This is a genomic window from Acinetobacter sp. G18 (assembly GCF_052660225.1).
In genome coordinates this window covers 259,559-278,094 of sequence record NZ_CP109658.1, presented here as the reverse complement: position 1 = coordinate 278,094, position 18,536 = coordinate 259,559, and the positions used below count along the sequence as shown (strand labels likewise).

General features: G+C 39.2%; 21 protein-coding genes, 1 tRNA gene and 1 pseudogene. 11 read left to right on the top strand and 12 right to left on the bottom strand.

Annotated features, from left to right (window positions below; all coding sequences use genetic code 11):
• Nucleotides 1–63: 63 nt before the first annotated feature.
• A complete protein-coding gene (locus NE363_RS01295; RefSeq protein ID WP_445535687.1) occupies nucleotides 64–447 on the bottom strand; it encodes a GNAT family N-acetyltransferase in 384 nt (127 codons plus the stop codon).
• Nucleotides 448–550: 103 nt separating this feature from the next.
• On the opposite strand from NE363_RS01295, the gene hisB reads away from it, so the two are divergent.
• The 5 genes from hisB to hisA all read left to right on the top strand — a co-directional run bounded on the left by hisB (nucleotide 551) and on the right by hisA (nucleotide 4,016).
• Entirely contained in the window at nucleotides 551–1,144 is a 594-nt protein-coding gene (hisB, locus tag NE363_RS01290) for an imidazoleglycerol-phosphate dehydratase HisB (RefSeq protein WP_002116767.1), read from the top strand.
• Nucleotides 1,144–1,761 (top strand): imidazole glycerol phosphate synthase subunit HisH, encoded by a 618-nt coding sequence (hisH, locus tag NE363_RS01285; RefSeq protein WP_039251058.1) that lies wholly within the window; start codon nucleotides 1,144–1,146, stop codon nucleotides 1,759–1,761. Before hisB ends, hisH begins: the two co-directional genes overlap by 1 nt.
• Nucleotides 1,762–1,913: 152 nt before the next feature.
• On the top strand, nucleotides 1,914–2,462 hold the full coding sequence (locus NE363_RS01280; protein WP_445535686.1) for a DUF805 domain-containing protein: 549 nt from the start codon (nucleotides 1,914–1,916) through the stop codon (nucleotides 2,460–2,462).
• Nucleotides 2,463–2,548: 86 nt separating this feature from the next.
• Complete coding sequence (locus NE363_RS01275; protein ID WP_445535685.1) at nucleotides 2,549–3,190, top strand: 3'-5' exonuclease; 642 nt, start codon at nucleotides 2,549–2,551, stop codon at nucleotides 3,188–3,190.
• Nucleotides 3,191–3,284: 94 nt separating this feature from the next.
• On the top strand, nucleotides 3,285–4,016 hold the full coding sequence (hisA, locus tag NE363_RS01270) for a 1-(5-phosphoribosyl)-5-[(5-phosphoribosylamino)methylideneamino]imidazole-4-carboxamide isomerase (RefSeq protein WP_002052186.1): 732 nt from the start codon (nucleotides 3,285–3,287) through the stop codon (nucleotides 4,014–4,016).
• Nucleotides 4,017–4,072: 56 nt separating this feature from the next.
• Here hisA and NE363_RS01265 read toward each other — a convergent pair whose 3' ends face one another.
• Nucleotides 4,073–5,764 (bottom strand): ATP-binding cassette domain-containing protein, encoded by a 1,692-nt coding sequence (locus NE363_RS01265; RefSeq protein ID WP_445535684.1) that lies wholly within the window; start codon nucleotides 5,762–5,764, stop codon nucleotides 4,073–4,075.
• Nucleotides 5,765–5,947: 183 nt separating this feature from the next.
• Nucleotides 5,948–6,499: a helix-turn-helix domain-containing protein gene (locus NE363_RS01260; RefSeq protein WP_445536348.1), complete on the bottom strand. Its 552-nt coding sequence runs from the start codon at nucleotides 6,497–6,499 to the stop codon at nucleotides 5,948–5,950.
• A gap of 98 nt (nucleotides 6,500–6,597) precedes the next feature.
• Here NE363_RS01260 and NE363_RS01255 point away from each other — a divergent pair.
• Nucleotides 6,598–7,501: pseudogene (locus NE363_RS01255) on the top strand (DMT family transporter).
• Nucleotides 7,502–7,536: 35 nt separating this feature from the next.
• On the opposite strand, the gene NE363_RS01250 reads toward NE363_RS01255, so the two are convergent.
• Genes NE363_RS01250 through NE363_RS01235 form a run of 4 tightly spaced genes read right to left on the bottom strand, consistent with a single transcriptional unit; the run spans nucleotide 7,537 to nucleotide 9,866 of the window.
• On the bottom strand, nucleotides 7,537–7,842 hold the full coding sequence (locus tag NE363_RS01250) for an antibiotic biosynthesis monooxygenase family protein (RefSeq protein WP_445535683.1): 306 nt from the start codon (nucleotides 7,840–7,842) through the stop codon (nucleotides 7,537–7,539).
• 3 nt (nucleotides 7,843–7,845) lie between these two features.
• Nucleotides 7,846–8,238, bottom strand: a complete 393-nt coding sequence (locus NE363_RS01245) for a DUF4870 family protein (protein ID WP_445535682.1) — start codon at nucleotides 8,236–8,238, stop codon at nucleotides 7,846–7,848.
• Nucleotides 8,239–8,274: 36 nt separating this feature from the next.
• Complete coding sequence (locus tag NE363_RS01240; RefSeq protein ID WP_151741159.1) at nucleotides 8,275–8,904, bottom strand: DUF1294 domain-containing protein; 630 nt, start codon at nucleotides 8,902–8,904, stop codon at nucleotides 8,275–8,277.
• Nucleotides 8,905–8,915: 11 nt separating this feature from the next.
• Nucleotides 8,916–9,866 carry a homoserine kinase gene (locus NE363_RS01235; protein ID WP_445535681.1) on the bottom strand — a complete coding sequence of 317 codons (951 nt, stop codon included), beginning with the start codon at nucleotides 9,864–9,866 and terminating at the stop codon, nucleotides 8,916–8,918.
• Nucleotides 9,867–9,978: 112 nt separating this feature from the next.
• On the opposite strand from NE363_RS01235, the gene hisF reads away from it, so the two are divergent.
• Nucleotides 9,979–10,737, top strand: a complete 759-nt coding sequence (gene hisF / locus NE363_RS01230; RefSeq protein WP_000880078.1) for an imidazole glycerol phosphate synthase subunit HisF — start codon at nucleotides 9,979–9,981, stop codon at nucleotides 10,735–10,737.
• Nucleotides 10,738–10,777: 40 nt separating this feature from the next.
• On the opposite strand, the gene NE363_RS01225 is transcribed toward hisF, so the two are convergent.
• The gene (locus NE363_RS01225; RefSeq protein ID WP_445535680.1) at nucleotides 10,778–11,416 is read right to left on the bottom strand and encodes a hypothetical protein; all 639 of its coding nucleotides are present in this window, start codon (nucleotides 11,414–11,416) and stop codon (nucleotides 10,778–10,780) included.
• Between the two features lie 109 nt (nucleotides 11,417–11,525).
• Between NE363_RS01225 and NE363_RS01220 the strand changes: the two genes are divergently transcribed.
• Together NE363_RS01220 and aqpZ are read left to right on the top strand one after the other, a co-directional pair.
• Entirely contained in the window at nucleotides 11,526–12,530 is a 1,005-nt protein-coding gene (locus tag NE363_RS01220; protein ID WP_445535679.1) for an AraC family transcriptional regulator ligand-binding domain-containing protein, read from the top strand.
• A 132-nt stretch (nucleotides 12,531–12,662) separates the two neighbouring features.
• Nucleotides 12,663–13,352 carry an aquaporin Z gene (gene aqpZ, locus NE363_RS01215; protein ID WP_004705093.1) on the top strand — a complete coding sequence of 230 codons (690 nt, stop codon included), beginning with the start codon at nucleotides 12,663–12,665 and terminating at the stop codon, nucleotides 13,350–13,352.
• A 222-nt stretch (nucleotides 13,353–13,574) separates the two neighbouring features.
• Here the strand turns inward: aqpZ and NE363_RS01210 are convergent, their stop codons facing one another.
• The 3 genes from NE363_RS01210 to NE363_RS01200 form a co-directional block, all read right to left on the bottom strand.
• On the bottom strand, nucleotides 13,575–13,817 hold the full coding sequence (locus tag NE363_RS01210) for a hypothetical protein (RefSeq protein ID WP_000476056.1): 243 nt from the start codon (nucleotides 13,815–13,817) through the stop codon (nucleotides 13,575–13,577).
• A gap of 44 nt (nucleotides 13,818–13,861) precedes the next feature.
• Complete coding sequence (locus tag NE363_RS01205; protein ID WP_004705089.1) at nucleotides 13,862–14,461, bottom strand: LysE family translocator; 600 nt, start codon at nucleotides 14,459–14,461, stop codon at nucleotides 13,862–13,864.
• A 98-nt stretch (nucleotides 14,462–14,559) separates the two neighbouring features.
• A complete protein-coding gene (locus NE363_RS01200; protein WP_039251040.1) occupies nucleotides 14,560–15,642 on the bottom strand; it encodes a DNA/RNA non-specific endonuclease in 1,083 nt (360 codons plus the stop codon).
• A gap of 255 nt (nucleotides 15,643–15,897) precedes the next feature.
• Here NE363_RS01200 and NE363_RS01195 point away from each other — a divergent pair, with 255 nt between their 5' ends.
• On the top strand, nucleotides 15,898–16,317 hold the full coding sequence (locus NE363_RS01195; protein ID WP_445535678.1) for a hypothetical protein: 420 nt from the start codon (nucleotides 15,898–15,900) through the stop codon (nucleotides 16,315–16,317).
• 55 nt (nucleotides 16,318–16,372) lie between these two features.
• Here NE363_RS01195 and NE363_RS01190 read toward each other — a convergent pair whose 3' ends face one another.
• A complete protein-coding gene (locus tag NE363_RS01190) occupies nucleotides 16,373–18,250 on the bottom strand; it encodes a potassium transporter Kup (protein ID WP_445535677.1) in 1,878 nt (625 codons plus the stop codon).
• A 117-nt stretch (nucleotides 18,251–18,367) separates the two neighbouring features.
• Here NE363_RS01190 and NE363_RS01185 point away from each other — a divergent pair.
• Nucleotides 18,368–18,457: transfer RNA gene (locus tag NE363_RS01185), tRNA-Ser, on the top strand.
• Nucleotides 18,458–18,536 lie beyond the last annotated feature (79 nt).

Sequence of the window (18,536 nt, the reverse complement as noted above, 5' to 3'; positions counted from 1 at the left end):
AACTTCCGCATTTTTTGTAACAAGTGATTATTTTTAAATCACAGTTACATTAAAAATAGGCTTTTAGGTATGTAGTTTACCAATATGTACTAAACAACGATGGATAGCTCCACATCCCGGTTCAAAAGTTTTAACGCCATTTGATTCTTCTATACGGCAAGCTTCTTCAACTAAGCGCTCAGCGACACCACGACCACGGTTAGCAGGATGCACAACAATATATTCAAGAACCTTGCTTTCACCTTGTCCTGAAGACCATATTGCACCTATAATTTTGGTGTTAAATTCCGCAGTGTATAGCGTGGTATACTGCTGTAAATCTTGTTCAAGTTGTTCAATCGCATCGTGCCCGTCACCAAACTCCGGACTTGTATCATACAAACGCTCAAGCTGATCACGAATCTCTGAATTATCTAGAGAACTATAAGCATGTACGGTAATAGGCATTGATTAACCCTCCTGAGCAAACTATGATGCTGTCACGAATTCGTCACAGCGAAATTGTCGTTAACATCCAATCATTTTTGACGTTTTTTTGAGGAACGTGTCCATGACGCAACGTATCAGTGAAGTGGTTAGAAATACCAATGAAACCAAAATTCGAGTTCGCTTAAATCTCGATGGTACTGGTCAAGGCACACTAAACACCGGAGTTCCATTTTTAGACCATATGATTGATCAAATCAAGCGACATGGCTTATTTGATATCGATATTCATTGTGATGGAGACCTCGAGATTGATGATCATCATACCGTAGAAGACTGCGGTATCACGCTTGGACAAGCTTTTGCACAAGCTTTAGGTGATAAAAAAGGTTTAAAACGCTATGGTCACTTTTATGCACCATTAGACGAAGCTTTATCTCGTGTTGTCGTAGATTTATCTGGTCGTCCGGGTTTATTTATGGATATTCCATTTACTCGCGCACGTATTGGTACTTTTGATGTGGATTTATTTTCCGAGTTTTTCCAAGGTTTCGTAAACCATGCGCTTATGACCTTACATATCGATAACTTGAAAGGTAAAAACAGCCATCATCAAATCGAGAGTGTATTTAAAGCACTAGCTCGTGCTTTACGTATGGCATGTGAAGTTGATCCACGTGCTGAAAACACGATTGCATCGACAAAAGGTAGCCTCTAATGACACGTATCGCGTTACTTGATTATGGCATGGGCAATCTACACTCAGCAGCTAAAGCACTTGAGCATGTGGGCGCTACAGTCGATGTAACTAACGACCCAAAATTAATTGCACAAGCCGACAAAATTGTTTTCCCGGGTGTTGGGGCAATGCGTGACTGTATGCAAGGCATGCGTGAAGCAGGTATTGATGAAGTCGTACGCAATGCTGCTTTTAATAAGCCAGTTCTTGCGATTTGTGTAGGCATGCAAGCCTTACTACAAAGTTCTGAAGAAAATGGCGGTGTAGACGCATTAGGTATTTTTGACGGTGTAGTAAAGCACTTCCCTCAAATGGAAGGTTTGAAAGTCCCACACATGGGCTGGAACCAAGTTCACCAAATGGACCCAAGCCATCCAATGTGGAACAACATTGAACAAGATGCTCGCTTCTACTTTGTACACAGTTACTATGTTGAACCGAAAGATGAAAAGCTTGTAGCTGCAACATGCGAATATGGCGTGAACTTCTGCACAGCAATTCACAAAGATAATTTATTTGCGACTCAATTCCATCCAGAGAAAAGCCATACTGCTGGATTGCAGTTACTTAAAAACTTTGTGGAATGGAATATTTAATTTCACGAAAGCTTTAAACAGATCAGGTCTAGATGGCCTGATCTTTTTTTTTATTTATAATAATAAGCAATCATTTATAGAATGATATTTTATTCAACAGAATATTGAATATTTATACTTTTAAATAAAACCAAATGAACAGGATAAACACAATGAATTCACCTTTTGAAAATCAATCACTTCAGCAGGATTCACCCTTTAAGGCGAATGGTCGTTTTGGACGACTCTCATATGCTGCTTGGACCTTTCTATTTACCTTAACCCTCGCTGCTGTTGTTCTACTTATTATTTTTACTTTCGGTCTTACACAAAATGAGGGCGCTCCAGGCTTTACTGCGCCGGGCTTAGTCTCCATTGCCATTCTCTATATCGTCGGTATTTATATTAGCTTCGTATTTACTATTCGCCGTTTGCATGACCGTAATAATACAGGTTGGTTATCTTTACTCATGCTCGTACCCATCGTGAATATTGGCCTTGCCATTTATTTATTCTGTGCAAAAGGAACTGAAGGTCCTAATGATTATGGACCGAAGCGTCCAACGCCAAGCTGGGAACGTGTTTTAGGCTGGATTTATATTGCACTTATTCCACTTGCAGTAATTTTTGCTATTGTTGCCACAATCATGGCTCCTACCTATGAAGGCTATGTTGAAAAAAGCGAAAGCGTTATCATTGGGTCGCCATCTCAGTCTCAATAATTTTTAAAGTCGCGTATAAAGCCTAGTTCTCTAGGCTTTATTCATATATAAAGCTAATAGCTCAATTTATTTGTACGCTGTTAAATATGTCCGAAGTCCCTTCCCTCCTTGATAAAGCCTCTATTCAGCAGCTTCCACCTTTTAAAAATCTTAACCACCAAAATATTGTGGTGATTGAAAATACTGAGCAATGCAAAACTATTGAAGAAGAATTAAAAGCAGCGATCTTTTTAGGATTTGATTCGGAATCTAAACCGACTTTTCGGGTGGGTGAAGTTTCGACAGGTCCACATCTGATTCAGCTTGCCACTGAACATAAAGCTTATTTATTTCATGTAAACTCATCGACTTTAAAGTTTTTGCAGCCTATTTTGTCAAACCCTCAGCAAATTAAAGCCGGCTTTGGTCTTAAAAATGATAAGCACATTTTTCATAAAAAAGGCATAGAGCTTGAAAGCTGCGTTGACCTTGCTAAAGGTTTTAGTCACTTTGGTTTTACTCAGCAAATGGGTGTACAAAAAGCCGTAGCACTGTTGTTTGGACAGTATCTTTCAAAGTCAAAGAAAGTCGGAACATCAAATTGGGCACAAAAGCCACTTACACCACAGCAAATCAGTTATGCCTCTGCCGATGCCTATGCTGCCTTACTAGTGTTTTTAGAGCTTCGTAAACAAAACCTATTACCAGCTCACATTTCACAAACGATTCAAACCGCACTTCACGCGTAAAGTTATAAAAGTCTTTTCTAAGGCTTAGCGATTGATCAATACTTTGCTAAGATGTGCACAATTTCATAAACATGATGAAGCAAGGAGCGAAAGCATGCTAATCATTCCAGCAATTGACCTGAAAGATGGTAAATGTGTGCGTTTAAAACAAGGGCGTATGGAAGACGATACCGTTTTCTCTGACGATCCAGTTGCAACTGCCCAGCATTGGGTAAATGAAGGCGCACGTCGTTTACATTTGGTTGATTTGAATGGCGCTTTCGCAGGTACTCCAATTCATAAACCTGTTGTTGAAGCAATTGCTAAAGCTCAGCCAGAATTACCAATTCAAATTGGTGGTGGTATTCGCTCATTAGAAACGATTGAACACTATTTAGAAGCTGGTGTGACTTTTGTCATTATTGGTACTAAAGCAGTTCAAGAGCCTGAATTTGTAGAAGAAGCTTGTAAGCGCTTTGCTGGCCACATCATTGTTGGTATTGATGCCATGAATGGTATGGTTGCAACTGACGGCTGGGCAAACGTTACTGATGTTAAAGCAACTGATTTAGCAAAACGTTTTGCAGATGCAGGCGTGTCTAGCATTGTTTATACAGACATTGCGCGTGACGGCATGATGCAAGGGGTAAACGTTGAGCAGACTGTAAACTTGGCTCAATACTCAGGCTTACCAGTGATTGCTTCAGGTGGCGTAACTAACCTTGATGACGTTCGTAACTTAAAAGGCAAACCGGGCATTTTAGGTGCAATCACAGGTCGTGCAATTTATGAAGGTACTTTAAATCTTCGTGAAGCTCAGCTTCTGTTAGATGAAAACCGTCTTTAATTTTTAAGATGTAAAAAAAGAGCCTGTTTAGGCTCTTTTTTATTACTTAATAATCTTTAATTTAATAACTTTTCTAAATCAATCACCTCATCTGCAATCTCCATTGCATAAGGTGAATGCGTAATCATAATCACGGACGGAACAACTTGCTGAATATATGCAAGTATATCTTTTGCAGTATCTACATCTAAAGCTGCGGTCGGTTCATCTAATATGATGAGTTGTGGGCGTGCTAAAAGACCTCGAAGGATACAAATTCTTTGCTTTTCTCCCCCTGAAAAATTCTTATAAATTTCAGTTAGATCATCATCGAGCGTTAAATGATGCTTTTTCAAAATATGCGATAGTTTAAACTGCTCAAGCATCTGAATTAAGTAAGAATCTTCATATATATACTGAGAGTTATAAACCAGATTTTCTCTTAAAGAATAAGGGAAAATAACAGGTTGCTGAGCAACATAGACCACTTCATCAAAAATATGCTTAGAAAAGTTATGACTGATATCGACATTTTTATAAAAAAGCTGCCCTGACTGAATCTGATATACCCCCATTAAATAATTCATCAGAGAAGTTTTACCTAGCCCTGTTTGACCAATCACGACATACGTTTTATTAGCCAAAATTGTTAAATTAAAATGGTCTACTGCTCTTTTTCCTAACGAAAATTTGGCATTTATAAATTGAAATATGACTTCGGAATGTTTAATGGTAGACGACGTATATTGCTCTTTCTTGAGATTAAAATACTGTCGGTATTTTGCTAAGGCCACAAAGTTACCATTTAACCGCATCAAACTTTGCGAAACAGCCAAAAATGGATTGGTGAGTTGAATAATATAAGTACTTATCAATACGAAAGCCCCAGCTGTCAATTGCTTATCAGTTGAAAGAAATACGGTAAATAACATAAAAATAAGTAAGAATAGAAAGATCATAAACAACTGAGAAATCATCAATAATCCTATTTTCTTATTCCTATCTTTTGCAGTTGTGATATATAAATTTAGAGTGTCATTAAATTTCGATAACTGAAACGGCACTGCATTTTTTACTTTAATTTCATAGGAGTTAGATATTTGATGTATTAAATGACTATTCACTAAATTGTCTTTTTCATACATAGCATCGAATAGTGAACTACTTCTTTTATTTATATAAAAGGAAACGATAAAAATAATAATAGCGACCAATAAAAAGCTAATACTGAAAAGTAAACTAATGGTTGTAAACAAAACCGCAAAAATCATTACCAATTGGAAAATAATTGGTCCTAAATAAAAAGTTAACGTTAAATTAATCTCACCAAAAGCAGTACTTCCTCTTTCAAGATCACTCATTACTGTTCCAGCCTCGATTTGATCTTGTGCATCTTTTTTAAGATTTAAATAATTTTTTAAGCCTGCAGAAATTAATGATCCTTTGAAATCGACCATCAAATAAGCCCCAAAAATATTTTGCGTCCAATGGCATAACTCATTGACTAACCATGCGGTCGCGTAGGCAAGTACAAGTAGATATAAAAAATTAAATGGGAGTTGAATATTGAGTAAAAAGTTATATTCGTGTGCAGAATAATCGATAATAATTTTTAGCAAGTATGGTAATAAAGTCGTAAAAAATGCTGCAAATACCACTAATAAAAACATAAGAAACATACTACTTCTTTGTTTCTTATAATTTTCTTTAGAAATATTCCAGATAAATTTATAGTTCTGAATATCTTGCGAACTTAATAAAAACTTCATTTCTCTATCTTTTTTCTGTTAAAACGATTTAAAAATAATTTCATTACACAAGAAATATCATAACTTGTCTTATTTATTGTTCTTCATGTTTTTTGTTTAAAACTAAACTTACAACTTTTTAAATAAGATAAATGCAAGATATAAAACCGAATACTTCATATAGTTTTAAAAAAGATTTTAAAGTTAATACACCACATTACGAATGAATTTAAGTATTTGATTACCGCTATTCACATACGTATAAGTTACTGAACTAGCATATATAATTGAAGAGCCAGCAGCTATAGTTTTTGAGCTATCTGCAAATTGTATCGTTAGCTCACCTTCTAATACATAAATCAGTTCTTGCCACCCTTCTGGGTCTGCTTCAGCAATATAAGATTCCCCTACTGCCAGTGACCATGTCCAAAGCTCAACTTGGCTATGGGATGGAACTGAAGCCAGTAATGTTGCTTTGCTTTGCTCTTTTTCACCCTGCCAAGCAAGTACATTAACCAAGGCTTGTTCTTTATGCTCGGGTGCGCTCACAATCGTTCTAAAGTCTACCCCCAACACTATCGCAATCGCGTCGAGTTTAGCCAAGCTGATATTGACTTGTCCTGTTTCTAAAGCAGCAATGGTACGTCTACTTACACCCGCCTGATCTGCCAATTCCTGTTGGCTTAAACCACGCTCATCTCTTAGTGAACGGATATTTGTGCCGACATGCTGTAAAACGGTACTCGACTGGCTCATAGAATAGGTAGTAAAGAAAATTTGAGCAATATATTGCACAAAACTGAAGAATAGCGCAATATGTGCAGTATATTGCACAATTTATTTTAATTTTGAGTATGCCACCAATTTCTTTGAGTTCAAGCAAAGCCCCTCAGTTAGCACTCGTTTTGATTACTATGATTTGGGGCGGAACATTTCTTACAGTGCAATATGCACTGAATTTTACATCGCCTATGTTTTTTGTAGGCTGCCGCTTTGCTGTAGCAGCGCTAACGTTATTGCTTATTTCATTCAAGAGCATGAAAGGCGTTACGTTAAAAGACTTAGGTGCTGGTACCGCAATTGGTGTAGTGATTGTAGGCGGTTATGGAACTCAAACGATTGGCCTGCAAACCATTCCGAGTAGTGAGTCAGCTTTCTTAACGGCGCTTTATGTTCCACTTGTTCCTATTTTAATGTGGCTCATCTTTAGAAAGATGCCACATGTCATGACTTGGGTGGGAGCAGCTTTGGCCTTTGCTGGTCTTGTTTTATTAACAGGTAATGGTTTTGAGCAAATTTCATTAAGTTTTGGGCAGCTTTTAACAGTACTTGGCTCAGTTGCGATTGCTTTAGAAATTATTTTTATTAGTTACTTTGCTGGAAAGGTAAATTTGCGCCGTGTAACCATTATTCAACTTGCTGTCGCGTCTCTACTTTCGTTTGCAGTTATGCCTGTGGTGGGCGAGCATACGATTCCAGCATTTTCATGGCCGCTTGTACTCCTTGCTGTTACATTAGGTTTAGCAAGTGCACTGATTCAATTTGTGATGAATTGGGCTCAGCGTATGGTTGATCCTTCACGTGCTGCGATTATTTATGCAGGAGAGCCTGTTTGGGCAGGAGTTATTGGCCGAATCGCAGGTGAGCGATTACCAGTTATTGCTCTTTTGGGCGGTGCTTTAGTGGTGTTAGGTGTTTTATTCAGTGAGTTAAAACTTAAGTTACCCATTAAAAAAAACTAAAAGAATTCGAGAATAAAAAAAAGAGAGCTTAACGCTCTCTTTTTTTATCTATTATTTTTTCTTTAATAAAATGCAGGGCTCGTAGTACTCAACCGTCGGCATTGGATCATAAAATGGATGAAGCAATTTCTTCCATTCCTGATAAGCTTCAGACTTTCTAAACCCTTCGGTATGATATTCAATCTCATCCCAAGAGATCATTAGAATATAATGATGTGGGTCAGTTGCATGTCTAATGAGTTGGACAGCATTGAAGCCCTCCATTAGATAAACAATATGTTTTGCCTGCTCGAATGCTTTAAGAAATGCTTCACTTTGCCCAGGCTTTATACTCAAATGCACATGTTCAATAATCATGATTTATTGATACATCGGACGATTGTCGTTTAATGCAATCAGACCGCGAATTGCACGATATACGATCCAGATCCATGCCGCTGTAATGACGCCCACACAGAATACGGTCGATGAGATCGCAACACCTGCAAATAAATCGGTATTTTCACCTGTAAAAAACAAGAAAATAAACGGTAAAAAGGCAATAATATTCCAAACGAGATACCACCAGAATGTTCTGATTTGCCAAGTAAAGTGACTCGCAAAAATTGAACCTTGTACATCGGAACGTTTTACGTAGTTAATAATTAAAGCAATAATCGCAAGTAAGCCGCCCGTAAAAATGGCAACAATATAAAGTACATACAAAATAAGTGTTAAAGTACGATTCGGATCTTGGTCGATAGAACTATTCATTTTTATACCTCTCAAGTTTAATAAAACAATTTACTTTTATGATCCCCGCAAAACGTTTAAAGGAGAAATTAGCCACAAAATCAAAAGTAAATGAAGGAATATGGTACAAAAATAAATCTTACGAAATGGTTGTTTTTGTGTTTTATGTCTCAGTTTTTGTTGTGCCCACCATGCAGCTGGCCAACCACCTAAAAAGCTCACAATATGTAAAGTCTGTTCAGGAATACGGCGATTGCCTAGTTGTGCGGCTTCTTTATCTTGTGAATATAGCCAATAACTTAAGCCATTCATCATTAAGATAAACAATAAGGTATAAGCTGGCAGAACATGGATAAAACTCATAATGCCCATTAGAACAAAATAAAATACGATGCCCATTTGCATGGCAGACCATGGTTTTGCCTGAAATGAAGATTCTGTTTTTGCTGACTTTGAAGCTTTACGCGTTTGTGATGCCTTCAAATAAGTGACTTGCTGGGCACGGAAGCGACCTCGCTCATCTAAAATGACCAAATACTCTAGTGCACAACCAATAATTGGCCGAGGTCCGGGGCGTGCAAAATCTTTGATATGCAAAAAGACTCGCTCTTTTTCAGCATCATCCGGCTGAATAAAGCCATAACCTTTTTCGTCGAACCATTCGACTAAACGCCCCTGATCTCGCATCTTTATTCCTTTTATGCTTTTACATGACTTAAACGGTCTTGCATCATTGCTCGCATTTCTTGCGGGTCTTTTTGCAAAATGTCGTCGCCTGTACGTCCTTCTTCTTTATTTTTTTGAGCAACTTGCAAACGCATTGACCAAAAACGGCATGCTGCCATTGCTAAGAATACATCTAAACATTCCAGTTCATCTGAAGTAAGCACACGAACTTTTTGGTATGCCGATAAGTAAGCTGCCACTTTGTCTGAGTTTAAATGTGCTGCTGGATATTCGGTACAAAAATCATTGATGGTAATCGCAATATCAAACAGCAATTCATCTTGATTTAACTCGTAAAAATCTAAAATACCTTGTAATTGATCACCTTCAAACAATGTATTGTCGCGGAACAAATCTGAATGAATAAAACCTGTTGGTCGGTTTGAATACTGCACTGTTTTAGTATTAAAAGCTTGATAGACCTGCTCAAGTAAAGCTTGATCTTCTTGAGTCATATTTGGCTTAAGCTGCTCTGCAACGCCTGTCCAGTATTGATGATCGCGTCTATATTCACGTTCAAGCGGAAAGTCTTGTAAAGCCACATGCAGTTTCGCCTGTGCATCTGCAATTGCTGCAACTTGTTCTACTGTGGTTTGCACGGGATGGTGCCCCATGAGACGTGGTGCAATCTGTGCAGGCTTTTCTGCAATCACGTGAACCGCTTGCCCGCTATGTTTTAACGGTACAGCAACGGGTACATCATGAGTCCCCAATTGTTCAAGTACAGGAATAAGTTCACCTGCCCCCTGTGCATCTAACTCTTCAAACACGGTAAGTACATACTGTTTGCGGTTTACATCAACCAAAAAATAATTGGTGTTTTGAATACCTCCCTGAATTGGGTTCAGCTCCAACACCTCTAATCCATAAGGTGCAGCAAAGGTGCGAACTTCATCTAAACTCAACGGGGTATAAACCGACATGGAAAACCTGCAAAAAACATCTGTGAAGTTTGATAGAATACCTCTTCCCTCCATGAAGGTGTAGCGCCTGTGTAGGAACTTTCACCAACGGCGATTATTTTTGGAAAAAGCTATGCTTGCTAAACGTATTATTCCTTGCCTAGACGTTGATAACGGACGCGTAGTTAAAGGCGTTCAATTCCTCGATATTCGTGATGCTGGCGACCCTGTTGAAGTGGCACGTCGCTATAACGAACAAGGTGCAGACGAAATTACTTTCTTAGACATTACCGCTACACATCATGGACGCGACACCACTTACCGTACTGTTGAACGTATGGCCGAGACTGTATTTGTGCCATTAACGGTTGGTGGTGGTGTACGTAAGGTTGAAGATATTCGTGCATTATTAAATGCAGGTGCAGACAAAGTGAGTATTAACTCAGCTGCCGTATTTAACCCAGAATTTGTTCAAGAAGCTTCTCAGCACTTTGGCGCGCAATGTATTGTGGTTGCGATTGATGCCAAAAAAACCGGTGATAACAAATGGGAAATCTTTACTCACGGTGGTCGTAAACCAACAGGTATTGATGCCATTGAATGGGCTGTGAAAATGGCTGACTACGGTGCGGGTGAGTTACTCATTACCAGTATGGATGCCGATGGTACTAAAGCAGGTTACGATATTGCTTTAATGCGTGCCATTAATGATCGCGTTACCATTCCAACCATTGCTTCGGGTGGTGTGGGCAACTTACAACATCTTGCAGACGGTATTTTACAAGGTGGTGCAGACGCAGTATTGGCAGCAAGTATTTTCCACTTTGGCCAATATACGATTCCAGAAGCTAAACAATATTTAGCTGAACAAGGTATCGAAATGCGCTTGTAAGCTTATTAATATTTAAAGGGGCGATATGCCCCTTTATTTTTTATGCAGCACCATCGACCGAATTTATGTCGCTAACGAGTTGAGGTTTTTCTTTTTTCTCGACCCATTTTGCAGGAAAGATTTTCTCTACTGCTTGAGACAGCGGTCTAGCAAGCGTAGTAGGTAACCGAATGCCCAAAGGGTTTTGTTCTTTTAAATCTGCCGAAGACACCACACGTGTTCCCATCACATAATCAAACCAAGGCTTAGTCACACACCAATTAGCGTCTTGATTAGAGTTCATGTGATGGTCGTAATGCCACGGAATTTTACGCTTTGCCCAGTCAGGCTCTAAATGTGCACGGCGATGAATATAATAATAATTACCAGCACTGTACCAAGCCGCGAGTGCCATACCTTTTGAAAATGGATAGAAAACTACACTTGAGACTGTTGCCACTACGGCAAGTGAAATTAACTCATTTTTAGTTCGCCAGTTGCCAACGCCCTCAACATAGCAATCATCATGAAATTGCTGTTTGCGTACTTCACGATGGTGTGCCCAGTGTGACTCCATGCTTCTGGGCACTGGGCTATAGCGCGGTTGTCCAGCACGGTGCACACCATGCAAAATATATTTGTGTGCCATCCATTCAAATGCATTTGCCACTGCAATTCCTGTAATAAACCCTTTTAACATCGCCTTACTCCTTTTTCTTTTTATTCAGCATATAAAATTCGTTATGCTAGGTATTGACCAGAATTTATGGTTTCATTGACAAATCACGACAAGAAAGAGGTGGTCACGGATGCCACAACTAAAAAATTATACAGGTTCGGTGTATGGAGGACTGGGACATCTATTAAAAGCTTATTGTGAAGCAAATGAGTTAGTGATTCCTGAGCAATTAGAACAAGTTCAAAATCTCGAACGCTTTGACTATGTGGTTTGGCGTGATCTATTAGAAGTGATTTATAAACTCGACCCCAAGCCAGGATTAGGCCTAGAAATTGCCAAATATGTACAACCCAAACACTTAGGAATTATTGCCTACCTTGCACTCTCTTGCGATAACTTAGGGGAAGCTTTGATTCGTTATCATGACTTTCACCGCCTAATTTATGACGGAAGTCCATTAGTTGTTAAACTACAGGGACAATATGCTTCTATCCGCTGGGAAGCGACTGAGCTACACCCCACTCAACTTACCGATGAAATCGCGATTGCGCTGGTCATTCAGTTCTTACGTCTTTTTATGTCTCATGAAGATGTACATTTACATGAGGTACGTTTCTTAAATACTGCCCCTAAAAATATCAGGGTTTATGAACAGTACTTTCAATGCCCTGTTCGTTTTAACCAGCCGCGTACTGAGTTACTCATTCCAATTACAGAAATTCATAAGCCACTTAGCAGCGCCGACCATACATTACAGCAGCTATTGGTTCAGCAAGCACAAGCGCTATTAGAGCAATTACCAAATTCAACCCAACTCGATCAGCGCTTACAGCATTCAATTTTGACTGGCTTACAAAAGGATCAATATCAAATTGAATATATTGCAACACAGTTAGGACTTTCGGTTCGGCAGCTCCAACGACATTTACAACAGCAAAACACCACCTTTCAAGAGCGTGTACAACAAGTTCGCTTTATGCTGGCAACCGAATATTTAAAAGACCCACATTTAAGTTTACAAGAAATTGCCCTTTTGCTTTGTTACTCAGAACAAAGTGCTTTTCAAAGAGCTTTTAAACATTGGACCAATCAAACACCACAACAATGGAGAGATCATTTTTTAGACAAAGAATAACCAACCAAAACTTACAAATCTTTTCTTGATTAAAACAACACTGAAAACAAAAATTTCATATAGTCACATGCTTAATTTTTTGTGACATATTTCACACTAATTAAAAAATAGATCAATAGATGAGTAATCACAATGAATAAATATTTTGCTGAATTCTTAGGTACGTTTTGGTTAGTCTTTGGTGGTTGTGGTAGCGCTGTATTAGCCGCAGCTTTCCCTGAACTTGGTATTGGCTTTGCAGGTGTAGCCCTTGCCTTTGGTTTAACCGTACTCACTGGTGCTTATGCTTTAGGGCATATTTCTGGTGGACATTTTAATCCCGCGGTGAGTGTCGGTCTTTGGGTCGGCGGTCGTTTTGATATTAAAGATTTAATTCCTTATATCGTTGCACAAGTAGTCGGCGCGACTGCTGCTGCATTTGTTCTTTATATTATTGCTCAAGGACAAGCTGGCTTCACTGGTGTAGGCGGCTTTGCTTCAAATGGTTTTGGTGATTTATCACCAAATAAATTTGGTTTAGGTTCTGCTTTTATTATTGAAGTGGTCCTTACTGCTTTCTTCTTAATTGTTATTTTAGGATCAACGCATGGTCGTGCACCTGCTGGTTTTGCGCCTATTGCAATTGGTCTTGCATTAACACTTATTCACTTAATCAGTATTCCAGTGACAAATACTTCGGTGAACCCTGCACGTAGTACAGGTGTTGCATTCTTTGCTCAAACTGGTGCTTTAAGTCAATTGTGGTTGTTCTGGGTAGCGCCGATTTTAGGTGCTGTGATTGGTGCGATTATTTATAAAGTGGTTGCTGGAGATAAAGATTAATTCTTTATATCTATAACCTTAATCTGCTATCGCGGTGGGTGACATGGATGTCACCTGTTGAGCAGGGGTACACGGAAGTGCCCTCTGCTCAACAAAGCCTTTTGCTTACTTTTGGGCTTTCAAAAGTAACAAATGTCTATACAAATTCACTAACACCTAACCGGGTACTAAAGACTGTATGGCAGCATGACTATGCTCAACATCACACATAGAATGCATAAATTATAAAAACGGATTATTCACTTCTTGTTCAGCTGGACGTTCAATTTTCTCAGGCAATTCTTCTTTTTCCAAAGCTGCAACCACATCGTTTAAAAAGCTCTGCAATGCCTTTGCCTGCTCTAAGCCGACTTTGTCTTTAGTAATTTGCAAATTGCCATAAATGCTCACGCAATCGACATCATTTTCTAATGTTAAATCTTCAATTGAAGAAGACTCGGTACCCTTTTCAAATGGCTTAAACATAAGTGTGTCTCGTTGTTATATCTTCACAGTGTAATACGATCAATTTAAAAAAAATCAATCAAAATTAAAAGTGCCGATAAAATTAAAAAAGCGCCCATCAAGATATTAAAATATTTCAAACGGTTGCCTTGGTTTAGCACCACTGAAAATTTATCACCACAGAATCCCCAAAAGAACAAACACACATAACAGGTGAAAAAATAAATAACGATAAAAATCGGCAACGCCTGCGGGTTTTCAATGCTGGTAAACATGGTTATACCCGATACACAAGCTAACCACGCTTTAGGGTTAAGCCACTGTAACAAGAACCCATCTTTAAAATTGGGAATAATGATCTGTTCGACAGGATCACTTGAAATAGAAATATTTGCAGCAGAAAGAATAATTTTAATCCCGATATAACAAACAAAGAGCGTTCCACAAATCGCAAGAATTTTTAAGACAACTGGAAATTGAGTTAATACACTTTGCAGGCCAAACGCCATAAAAATCAAAAGCAAAGTAAAACCAATGGTAGCGCCTGAAATATACGGAACTGATCTTTTTAAACCATGATTTAAGCTGGTCGATAAAATGACGGTATTGACGGGACCCGGGGTAATAGACATAGCAAAAGAAAAAAGAAACATCGAGGCAAACATTGTTATTGTCCTTATTCGAATAAATGGATAAACATACAGATCTGTATGCTCATCTTATTGTATTGAATAAGAACTGTGCAACAATGTTTACATGCGAGTTATTTAATGATTTGCAAGAAATAGTTCACCAAGGCTTCTACTAATTGTTTCACAATCGCCTTTCTAGTTTCTTCATCAATACTTGGAACTTTTGATTCCATAGGTTCAGAAGACGTACTTTTTTGCTTTTTAAACTGATCTTGTAATGCGTGAATCTGATCTTTAGTTAAATCTTGTTCACACTGGCTTTCTCCATCCCAGTGCAAATAATCTAATTTCTGATTTGGCTTAACTTGGCTAGATGTTAATGGCAGACGATAAACATTACGTTTTTGTTGTTCGGTAAGTTGGGGAAATAAGTTAATTCCTAACTTTTCTTCCAAATAACAAACACTCACAACTTTGACCTGCTGCGAGTTGTTATTTGGCGCATAGTAAGCGCCAATTGCACCCGTTTTAGGATAATAAACAGCTTTATATACAGCGCTTGGAACAATAACACCACGCCCAATCGTTTTGAGTCGTTGCCCTTCAAAAATTGGTCCCGTCACAATATAGGCATCTTGCTTTTGCTTAGTAACCACAGCACGTGTAGCGTCTTCAAGCTTACGCCAAACTTCCTGATTATTTTTAGGGGCCTGCGGAACCATATTACTGAGCGAGAAGCTATCGTATTGCGAGTCTTTAGTTGGCATATCACCATTTGGAGACATGTGCCCACGGTCATAGCCTGAGCCACGATAATCGCTTAACAATGAACGGTGACGCTCTGGAACACGTGTTTCTTCGTGGAAATTATCTTCACGTTTAATTTTAGTGCTTAAACGTTCAGGACTTAGATATTCAGCTGACCATAACGGCGTTTTAGACATACCCGAGTACAGAACATTGAAGCCATTAAAACACAGCGCATAACTGTCTTTTTTTAAACTTTCTTTATTTAGGGCAGGTGGAACTTCACGATAAAACTGATTTAGACAAGTCGAGTTAGTACTTAAAGGCGAAAACCATTGTGAAATTTTTTCACCACCAAAAGCGATGGCAAAGCTTCCTGCTGCCACTCCGGCAAGTACAATTTTGCCAAAATGCTCGCTTAAAGAAAAATCACCGAAGATGCCTGAACTACTTTTTTTGCTTGCCATGTTTCTATCAATACCACTGTCCACACGCAGCTTAACAATCCTGCTTTTTTAAGTATATCGCTTATCTTTCAAATGGTTAAAACATGGTCATCTTTTTTGTAACTCCATTTCCCCTTACGTAACAATCTGTTGGGATTGTGAGGAACTTTCACTATTGAATTGGGTTAATTGCGTATCTTTCATTGAAAAGCCCTCATGCCTTATGACATGGTTAGCTCCACAAATTTGGATAAAAATATAAACGGAGTCCATTTAATGATCCATTCAAAGATTATTGGTATTGGCGTAATTGCTGGACTGTGCAGTATGGCAGCCCTAGCTGAACCTGCGGTCCAACCAGGTGAAACTTTAGAAAGTTTGTCTAAAGTAAAAGTCACTACAACCGTCAATGGCCAGCCTGGCTCTATTAGTGATTTAGTGAATAGTGGGAAAGTACAACCTGTTTCTGCTCCGCCAACAGGTGCAGCCCCTACGGGTGCTCCTATTCCAGCTGATGTACCTCCTGCTCCTCCAGCAGATGCACCACCAGCACCTCCAGCGGGCGGTGATATGGCTGCTCCAGCGCCACAAGACCCAAATACTCCACCGCCACCAGCCAACCCGAACCAGTCTGCGGACCCAATGGCAAAAGATGGTGCTTTACCAGCAGATGCACCAATGGCACAAGCTCAATAAAAAGAGCCATAAAAAAACCAAGACTTATGTCTTGGTTTTTTTATTACATCAAATTTTATATTTCGATTTGACTACCTAACTCCACCACTCGGTTGGTTGGAATTTGGTAGAAGTCACTCACCGGACTGGTATTACGCTGCATCGAAATAAACAGCTTTTCTCTCCATGGCGACATACCATCACCCACCGAGTGAACAATACGATCGCGCGAAATAAAGAAGCTGATATGCATTAAGTCGTATTCAAGACCTAACTGCTCATAAGCTTTCATGAGTGCTTTTGGCACATTCATTTCATCTTTAAAACCATAGAAAATTTTAATACGGTAGAAATGTTCAGCTAAAGCTTCTGTCGTAATACGTTCTTCTGGTGCTACGAAAGGCACATCTTCAATCACCACAGTGACCAGAATATTACGCTGATGCAGTACTTTGTTGTGCTTGATATTATGCAACATAGCATGCGGTACAACGTTTGGTGTACCTGTCATAAACACGGCATCACCCGGTACCCAGTGCACGCTATTACCAATACTTTTCACAAACAAGTCTAAAGACAATGTGTCATGTTCAAGTTTAGCAAAGGTAAGCTCACGACCGCGTTTCCATGTCATTAAGATAGTGACTGCAATACCACCAATGAGCAACGGCACCCAACCACCTGATAGCACTTTAAGTGAAGTTGCTGCGACTAAAACCGACTCTAAAATGAAGAATGGAATAATCAGTAACACCACTTTTGGCCAGCTCCATTTCCACGCCGAGTAGATAAAGATAGAAACCAAAATCGTGTCACAGAGCATGGTTAAAGTTACTGCTAAACCATAAGCACTTGCCAAGTTTGAGCTGGTTTTGAAAATCAGAATTAAAATAATAATTGCGATTAAAAGTAACCAGTTTAAGAACGGCACATAGATCTGACCTTCTTCAGACTCAGAGGTATGTTTAATACTTAAACGTGGTAAATAACCCAATTGAATCGCTTGGCGAGCAAGAGAAAATACCCCTGAAATTACAGCTTGAGAGGCAATCACTGTTGCCATAGTCGCCATAATAATCATTGGGTAAAGTGCCCACTGAGGAACCAGTAAATAGAACGGATTTTCAATTGCCGCAGGGTCACGAAGTAACAATGCGCCCTGTCCTGCATAGTTTAAAACTAAGCATGGCAACACTACAAAGAACCACGCAAGACGAATCGGAACTGGTCCAAAATGTCCCATGTCGGCATAGAGAGCTTCACCACCCGTTACTGTTAACACCACGGCACCCATCACAAAAAACGTCATGATTGGATGGTGATAGATAAACTGAATTGCCCAATGCGGACTAAACATGCCGAGTACAATCGGTGTTTGAATAACACTGTGAAGGCCTAATGCACCTAAAGAGATAAACCACACAAGTGTAATTGGACCAAAGAACTTTCCTACAAAGGCCGTACCATGTTTTTGCACTAAAAACAGCGTAATGATAATGGCGATTGCAATTGGCATAATGAACGGGTCAAAAACGTTGGTTGCAATAGACAACCCTTCGACCGCGGACAATACCGAAATTGCAGGGGTAATAATACCGTCACCAAAGAACAGTGATGCCCCAATAAAGCCAATAGCAATCATGTAGATTTTTTTGTTGTCGGCAATTTTTGCTTTACGCAAATTCAATGCGAGTAAGGCCATGATACCGCCTTCGCCATTGTTGTCTGCACGCATGACAATTGCGACATACTTGATGCTGATGATCAGCATTAAGCACCAAAAAATAATGGATAAAATTCCTAATACGTTTTCAGGCTGAATTCCCAAACCATGGGCAGCATGGAAGGACTCTTTCAAGGCATAGAGCGGACTCGTTCCGATGTCTCCAAAGACCACCCCAAGAGCTGCCAAAGCCGTGGCAGGCAAGGTCGCTTTTTTGGCCGTATTTTGCATTGTGTAATTAAACCAATAGATTTTTAGCGCAATCTTATCACCTCTATTATTTTTTTTCTGTAATGCTCGTCTTAAATCTTGGCAGAACCTGATTTTTTAGTTACTATCGCACGCCTTGGTGAGGTGTCCGAGTGGCTGAAGGAGCACGCCTGGAAAGTGTGTATACGTTTGCGCGTATCGAGGGTTCGAATCCCTCTCTCACCGCCAGAATTCAAATTTAAAGAAGCTTAAACTTAATCGGTTTAGGCTTTTTTATTGGCTCAAACATTAAAAATAGCCAAAAAAA